This is a genomic window from Bacteroides sp. RTP31139st1_H2_RTP31139_211217, from assembly GCF_040227615.1.
Classification (GTDB): domain Bacteria; phylum Bacteroidota; class Bacteroidia; order Bacteroidales; family Bacteroidaceae; genus Bacteroides; species Bacteroides uniformis.
In genome coordinates, this window is sequence record NZ_JBCNZM010000235.1 from 4,285 (window position 1) to 5,218 (window position 934).

Below are 934 nucleotides of genomic sequence, written 5' to 3' on the forward strand. Positions count from 1 at the left end.
AAATGCTGCTGCGACCAGTCCTGCTATACTCAATCCCGACACGTTACCCTGTCCGAGATTACGGAAAAAGTTACCGAACATATCGGAAACTCCGCCATTGGAGACTTGCCGCAGAAAATTCGATACTCCACCCAGTTTTGAGTCTATGCCGGCTACCGTACCGCTGACGGAACCGACTGCTTCTCCGGCCTTGCTTGTCAGTTCTCGCACACCGTCCGCTGCATCTGCAAGGGTATCCGTAGCCGATTTCCCTATGACCGCATCGCTTACGATATGTACCACGCTCTTATCTGTGGTTAGTTTCTCCCAACCCACATAACCGACTGCACCGCCGATGGCTGCGGTCTTGACGGCTTGTCCTGTACCCCGTAAGGTTTGTGAAGGATGCAGTGCAGCATGTCCCATACTTCTTCCGGTAGCTTTTGCTGCTTTGCCGCCATATTTCAATATTGAATCCCAAATTCCCATATCATTACATTTTTAAGGTCTTACATTCTTTCCAATCTGTCGCCAACGTCGCTTGGCTGCGTCCACGATACTGCGTTTATCGGCTTCGGGACGTGCACCCTCGTCGATTTCCCGCCAAATGTCGCCCATTGTCGTGTACTTTACCGCTTTGGTCAGTCGTTGCAGTTTTTTGTTCATTGTTTTGAGCTTTGGACGGATACCAAAGACAATTTCCATACGCTCTTTTTCCGTCATCTTGTTCTCCGAAAGGCACGCTGTGCGGATATCGTTCACAATTTCCACGCTGTTCATCATCAGTTCCCGGTAAATCTTGTTGCGCTGTGTGGATAGGGATACGGCAAGCGTATTGGCTGGACTTCGCTTCAATTGCTTGGTGAAGTCGCCCATATTGTCTGTCAGCCTCGATACCTCATAATAGAACCCATAAGTTTGCGCCGCATAGCAGACTATTGACCGGAAAGAGTTC

Annotated in this window: 2 protein-coding genes; both read right to left on the minus strand. The window is 49.6% G+C overall.

The window, feature by feature from the left end; translation table 11 throughout:
• The coding region (locus ABUA47_RS22780) for a hypothetical protein (RefSeq protein WP_349832105.1) at nt 1–468 on the minus strand (468 nt) is incomplete at its 3' end.
• Nucleotides 469–480: 12 nt separating this feature from the next.
• A partial coding sequence (locus tag ABUA47_RS22785) for a hypothetical protein (protein ID WP_349832107.1) occupies nt 481–934 on the minus strand: 454 nt, incomplete at its 5' end.